The sequence below is a fragment of the Desulfofustis glycolicus DSM 9705 genome, assembly GCF_900130015.1.
Lineage (GTDB): Bacteria > Desulfobacterota > Desulfobulbia > Desulfobulbales > Desulfocapsaceae > Desulfofustis > Desulfofustis glycolicus.
On the sequence record NZ_FQXS01000011.1, the window covers coordinates 123,382 to 129,511 of the forward strand.

The 6,130-nt window shown below is 47.8% G+C and carries 5 protein-coding genes and 1 pseudogene; 3 read left to right on the forward strand and 3 right to left on the reverse strand.

The genetic code is table 11. From position 1 onward, the window contains the following. Nucleotides 1-165 precede the first annotated feature (165 nt). Nucleotides 166-972 carry a VanZ family protein gene (locus tag BUC26_RS10890; protein ID WP_143165983.1) on the reverse strand — a complete coding sequence of 269 codons (807 nt, stop codon included), beginning with the start codon at nt 970-972 and terminating at the stop codon, nt 166-168. Between the two features lie 403 nt (nt 973-1,375). Between BUC26_RS10890 and BUC26_RS10895 the strand changes: the two genes are divergently transcribed. From BUC26_RS10895 to BUC26_RS22990, 3 genes are all read left to right on the forward strand, one after another. After that, a complete protein-coding gene (locus tag BUC26_RS10895) occupies nt 1,376-3,286 on the forward strand; it encodes a PKD domain-containing protein (protein ID WP_073375944.1) in 1,911 nt (636 codons plus the stop codon). Between the two features lie 128 nt (nt 3,287-3,414). Next, nucleotides 3,415-4,413: a DNRLRE domain-containing protein gene (locus BUC26_RS10900; RefSeq protein ID WP_073375946.1), complete on the forward strand. Its 999-nt coding sequence runs from the start codon at nt 3,415-3,417 to the stop codon at nt 4,411-4,413. 38 nt (nt 4,414-4,451) lie between these two features. Beyond that, complete coding sequence (locus BUC26_RS22990) at nt 4,452-5,546, forward strand: hypothetical protein (protein WP_143165984.1); 1,095 nt, start codon at nt 4,452-4,454, stop codon at nt 5,544-5,546. Nucleotides 5,547-5,557: 11 nt separating this feature from the next. Here the strand turns inward: BUC26_RS22990 and BUC26_RS10905 are convergent. Both BUC26_RS10905 and BUC26_RS24535 read right to left on the reverse strand, forming a co-directional pair. Continuing rightward, nucleotides 5,558-5,830, reverse strand: a pseudogene (locus tag BUC26_RS10905) (transposase domain-containing protein); the annotation flags it as partial. A 131-nt stretch (nt 5,831-5,961) separates the two neighbouring features. Continuing rightward, complete coding sequence (locus BUC26_RS24535) at nt 5,962-6,120, reverse strand: integrase core domain-containing protein (protein ID WP_208609770.1); 159 nt, start codon at nt 6,118-6,120, stop codon at nt 5,962-5,964. Between the last annotated feature and the right edge of the window lie 10 nt (nt 6,121-6,130).

Genomic DNA, 6,130 nt, shown 5'->3' on the forward strand with positions numbered 1-6,130 from the left:
AAGGATAACCCGAGAGATTTTCCCGTCATTTTCTCTTTTCTGAGAAAACGCGATAAATGGTTCTTAATACCGGTTAGGTAATGATACCTATAGATGCGTTGGTAGAAACACCAAAGAGACCGGATAGTGAAATGTATTCGTATGATATCGGTTAACTAGACAACCTCAAAGGAGAGATATGTCCACTTCCTCTCGCGCAAAAGCACACACCGTCTCATCAGTAATATTCGGGAAACCGGAATTTAGTTCAGATTTTCCGAAAACCGCCCGACACCCCTCTTCCGGAAATACGGAATATCTCTTAAGCAAGCCCCACCGCCAGCTCACAGGAACCACATAAACCCTGTTTCGATTCACGTTCACACCGGCATCAAGCAGCACCTTCAGCGAATACGCACCACTCTGCACCGGATCTGTCACCCGGCTGATTTCCCCCGAGCTCTGCCAACGAGACAACTCCAGAGAACTCTCAAAATCAGCCAGAACCGGAAAACCCCGGTACATCCGGTATTCGTCGATCACCGCACAAACCAGGGGAAAAAGGCACCAGGCAACAACACCGACCACGATCCCGCGCCGCAGAGCCATACCAACGCCTCGCTGTTCTCCCATTTTCCAGACAAGTACGGCGCAGCCCCCCACCAAACCATAAACAAAATCCCGAACTCCGGCCTGCCGGCCATCTAGAAAGGCTTGACTGATCTCAATCGATAAGGCCGCCAGACAAACCAACACGGCAACCAGAAGAGCAGCAGGCCTCTGCTTCCATCCCCTTTTCACCAATTGCCGGAACAGTTCACTGGCGAAAACAGCAAAGAAGACCACATGGCCAAAATCAAACAATTCTTTTTCGACCCGTGAGTCATTCCCCCCAAATCCCGCAAAAAAGAATCCCGGCAGGATAACAAGCAAGAAAACAAGCCGCCAATTGGCCTGAACAATAGCCCCCACGGCAGTTTTCGTTTTTTCCATGATCAAAACCCCTTCAGTGGACAGAAACATACCGCTCCAACTTTTTTGGCATTCATCGCAAAATGCCAATATCACATCACTTTATTAGCGCAAACGTCGTTTTCGGAAACTTCGTTTACAGCAAGAGATTTTCAACCAACAAAACAAATTAATTAATTACGTGCGCTTACACCTTGTCTATTCATTTGCTCAACCAACTCAGCCAATAACAATGGCGGAAAAAATCGACAACGCTGTTTCATTTTTCTCCCTGCAGCAGCATGCGATTTTGAGAATAACTCTCAACATTCTGAAATCAAATGTTCTTTTTCCTTTAACAATTCAGGCACAGGAAATGCGATAGGCCATCGTAGCGCCACTAATAATAATGTTTGTCAGCTGAGAACTCATGAGACACCCACTGATGATGTATCGTTATTTCCTGTTTCTCTTTCTGCTGTGTTTGCTCCCCATTGACAGCCATGCACTCCCGCATGACTACGCCGTGCAAGTCAACTTCTCCTTTGACGCACCCTCAATAACAGAAAAACAGATCCTTGCCTATCGACTCTACAAGAACGCCGAACTCGCCTGCGAAAACGGACCGGTTGACCCCCAAGTCCTCGACTGCTCCATCACCACCGAGCCCGGCACATATGATTTCACCCTCACCGCACTCTACAGCGACGGCAGCCAAAGCCCGCACTCAGCACCATTCCCGTTTACCTTCGCCAATCCCGCACCTGAATTGCAGGCCGTTATAACAGCGTCCACGATCATGGGCAACGCCCCGCTTTCCGTGACCTTGGACGGTTCCGGCTCTTCCGGGGAGATCGCCTCCTACGCCTGGAATTTTGGTGACGGCAATGAGGCAACAGGCGCAACCACGACTCACAGCTTCACCACACCAGGCACCTATACAACCACGCTCACCGTAAACGATACCACCGGTCTTTCCCACCAGACCTCACTGGTTATTACCGCCACGGAACCACCACCGCCACCACCGGAACCGCCAACAGCTGTCATCTCTTCTTCCAACGCAGTCGGCGAGGCCCCCTATAACGTCTCGATTGACGGCAGCGGTTCTTACACGCAGCAACCACCCATAACATCCTACCACTGGGATTTTGGCGACGGAGCCACGGCCAGCGGCGCCACGGTTTCCCATACCTACCAACAAGCCGGCAGCTATACCGCCCGCTTACAGGTAACCGACAGCGCCGGCTTGACCGCAGACGCCTCCACTCCGGTAGTGATAACCGCTCCGCCCCCGGAAAACCAGGAACCGATCGCCTCGTTTAGCGCGTTTCTTGAAAGCGACCTACCACCCTACACCGTTTCGTTCGACACTTCTGCCTCCAGCGACCCCGACGGCTGGCTGGAAACCTTCTCCTGGGACTTTGGTGATGGATCAACCACGACTGGCCCCCACCCCCAGCATACATTCCCCGGCGCCGCTGACTACACGGTAACCCTCGTAGTTACCGATAACCAAGGCGCAACCGCAACCACCTCCCAGACCATTTCTATTCCTGAAGAAAATGAAATCAATCTGCCCCTGGAGATTGGCGAGCTGCAGTTGGACCACAACTGGGCCCGCGTTAGCTTCAGCCAGCCGTTCATCGACCCTATCGTCATTGCCGGCCCGCCAACCTTTGCCGACGCTGCCCCGGTTACCGTTCGTATTCGCAACATCACGCCAAACGGATTTGACATCCGCCTCCAGGAGTGGGATTATTTAGATGGAAACCACGCCCCGGAAACACTCAGCTACATTGCTTTGGAAAAAGGCACCTACACCCTGCCGGACGGCTCGAAACTTGAGGCCGGCACGTTTGTCGGCGGCACGAATATGTCTACGATCAGCCTGGAACAGCCCTATACGAAGATCCCTGTTATTCTCAGCCAGGTCATTACCGCAAATGAGGCAGACGCGGTAACAGGAAGAATCAAGAACGTGACACAGCTATCGTTTCAGTATAAATTCCAAGAGCAGGAAAAAACGAAGAACCGTCACGGAGACGAAACCGTTGCCTATCTGGCCTGGGAGCCAGGCATAGGGGAACTGCACAATCTCCAGTATGAAGTTGTTGCAACCGAACCCGTCGACAGCACTTGGGCGGTCCTTGCTCTTCAAACAGCATTTACAGAAATACCTTTAGTAGTGGCAGATTCACAAACGATCAACGCTGAAGATTCGATTTCTCTCAGAATCAACAAAGCTACTGCAACTGCTACACAAATAACAGTGCAGGAAGAGCAATCAAAAGACAAAGAGACAGATCACTGCGTAGAACAGATAGGTTATATTGCAGTCGGTAGCAAATTTTAAATACCAAACTACACTATGCCCCGTTTCTATCAATACTGCTGTATAGCATCTCCCACAAAAGAGATATACGGTGAACAACATCAATGCAAGGGCATCCGCGTAGACTTACTTTAAGATAAGGAGAAGGAATGATGAGGTACCAAAAATATATCAAACTATTACTCCTGATTGCCTGTGTGCTTGTTCTAACCCAGGCGAAAAATGGATTGACAGCAGAGTGTGCACAAAATTTCTCCTGGCTGCCAAATACCGAGGCTGATCTTGCCGGCTACAAGATTTACTACGGAACAAGTGATGGAGGACCATATCCGGCTTCGGTCGATTTTGGCATGATTGCTCCCCAAAATGAAAGAGTATACGCCGAGGTTCCTGGCTTGACATGCGGGACTGAATACTTTTTTGTTTGTGTTGCCTATAACACGCAAGGGGTAGAAAGTGGCTACTCCACCCAAGTTTCAGGGGTTATCGGTAGCATTAGCAATGTAGTCACCAAAGTGTTTGGAAATACAGCTGGAGCAGATTACCCCAACACGATAGAAGACACATACATCAATCTCGATCAAAACAACAATATTTCCTCTGCCTCACTAAATACCTATACTTGGCCGGCGAATATGGTTGCCAATGCAATCCTGATAAAAGTTGATTTATCTCAAATCCCTCAAGACGCGGTCATTCAAAGCGCCGTTCTACAGCTATACGCAACAGCGGCCGGTGGTGACAGTATTTACGCTGTATCGTCTCACAAAGTCATCAACAACAATCCAACACTATCTTCTGCTACTGGTTATACCTATAACGGAACAAATACCTGGACCTCTAATACCAGTTGCTATAACAATGTGCCAATGGCGCAGGCTGATATTGGTCCCTCCGAGAGCACAAACAACATTGACATGACTCTTGGATACAAGAGTTGGGACATCACACAGATGATAAATGACTGGCTCGCTAACCCTGAATCGAATTACGGATTACTGTTAAATTCAGATGCTGTTGCTACAACAGATAGTTATCGCAATTTTGCTTCCAGTGAAGCCGCTGATACGAATCAAAGACCTCTGCTAGGAATTAGCTATTCAGATGGTGAACCGAAGCCAACAATTATATCGATATCAACAGATTAACAGAAAATATTTCTGGAACTATCAACCAAAGGTCTGATATGAAAAAGTCAATCCTCTTATTCTCCCTGATTCTAATCTTTTTCTGTAATGTTACTAAACCAACCTTTGCCGATCCGATAATTTCAAAAGTAACTGGAACTGTTAAACACGGTGACACTATCTATATTTCTGGTGACCAATTTGGCCACAATGATTTAAATTACAGTTTTATCGGATTTACTGTTGACGAAACTACTGTTGGGTCACGACCAGTAAACAGTGGTGGTTGGGTTTTTGATGAGGGTGGCGCTTATGACCCGACAGTATCTTCGGATCAGTATCATTCAGGGGGAAAATCACTTCGCCATGAACATCCTGCTTGTTGTAACAGCACGCTAAAATACGACTACGGCAAATACATAGCATTAGATCAAACAGTTTTCGTTAGCTGGTGGACACGGGCAAGTTGGAGTACAGATGGCCAATGGAAAATGTTCAGAATAAATTGGCGTGATGACATCCAAGATGATGCGCCACAGATGACAATGTTTAATTGGACCAATTCTTCTAAACAATTTATGAATCGCCCTGGTCCAACTACAGGATCGGCCGGTACAGATAATTATATGAACCAGGTTATGTCGTCACTACAAAACACCTGGTACAGACACGATTTAATTATCAATTTGTCGAGTTTTGATGGTAATTATGATGGCTCATATACTATGCTACGGTACCAACCGGGTGATTCTGTTTATTCCGCAATGGAAACTAACAAAATGACTCATAACGATCCACCTCAATATTGGCGTTGGTTTCTTTGGCAAAACTATGCTGGTAACAATATGACTGGGTTTGAAGCTTATCTTGATGACAACTTCATTCAAGTTGGAAGCCAAGCGAGAATCGAGTTATGCGACGACCAATTTTGGGAGAACAGAACGTCGTGCGAAATTCAGTTACCTCTTTCTTGGTCTACTACTTATATATCATCTAATGTAAATTCAGGTTCTTTCAATGAAGGTGATACTGCATATTTATATGTTATAGATGAGCTTGGTATAGTAAATTCAGAAGGATTCGCACTCACCGTTGGCCAAACAGCTGATATTACCGTTATTGAACCACCAATAGACCCACGTCTTGAAAATTAGGTAAGCGTCTTTTAAACCCCACTGGCAATATTCTTTAGGGCCACATCCTCAGGGCCAAGCCGCATCGGCAGTAACGCCTGGTACTCTTCTGTGCTCATCGCAAACGGCAGCTTTTCGAACAGGTAGCGAAGATATCGATACGGTTCCAAGCCATTTGCCTTGGCCGTCTCGATCAGGCTGTAAAGATCGGCACTGGCCCGCGCGCCTTTCGGGGTTCCAGCAAACATCCAGTTTTTGCGTCCGACAACGAACGGGCGAATGGCATTTTCCGCAAGATTGTTATCCGGCGTCATCTCGGTGTGTTAGCGGTGGTCCCCATTCCTAAACCACGGTCCGGTCATTTTAAGTTATGTCCATAGCCCCTGGGGTTGAGGCACGGCCTTCCCCCGCGGGGGAAGGCCGTGCGCGTGCTTCATCAAATTGCCGTTGCCACCTCGCCGCAATAAACCTCATCTGGAGTCGCTCCTGAAAGAGATTGATGCGGACGATAATGATTATACCGAGTGATATAGGCTTTGATACCTGCGGTCACTTCCCGGCCTGTCTCGTATGATTTTAAGTAGTTGAGTAGCACCGGGGAATCC

Excerpts from the sequence above, each read along its gene's own strand:
- BUC26_RS22990 (WP_143165984.1), top strand. The coding sequence starts at position 4,452 with ATGAAAAAGTCAATCCTCTTATTCTCCCTGATTCTAATCTTTTTCTGT.
- BUC26_RS10895 (WP_073375944.1), top strand. The coding sequence starts at position 1,376 with ATGATGTATCGTTATTTCCTGTTTCTCTTTCTGCTGTGTTTGCTCCCC.
- BUC26_RS10890 (WP_143165983.1), bottom strand. The coding sequence starts at position 972 with ATGGAAAAAACGAAAACTGCCGTGGGGGCTATTGTTCAGGCCAATTGG.
- BUC26_RS10900 (WP_073375946.1), top strand. The coding sequence starts at position 3,415 with ATGATGAGGTACCAAAAATATATCAAACTATTACTCCTGATTGCCTGT.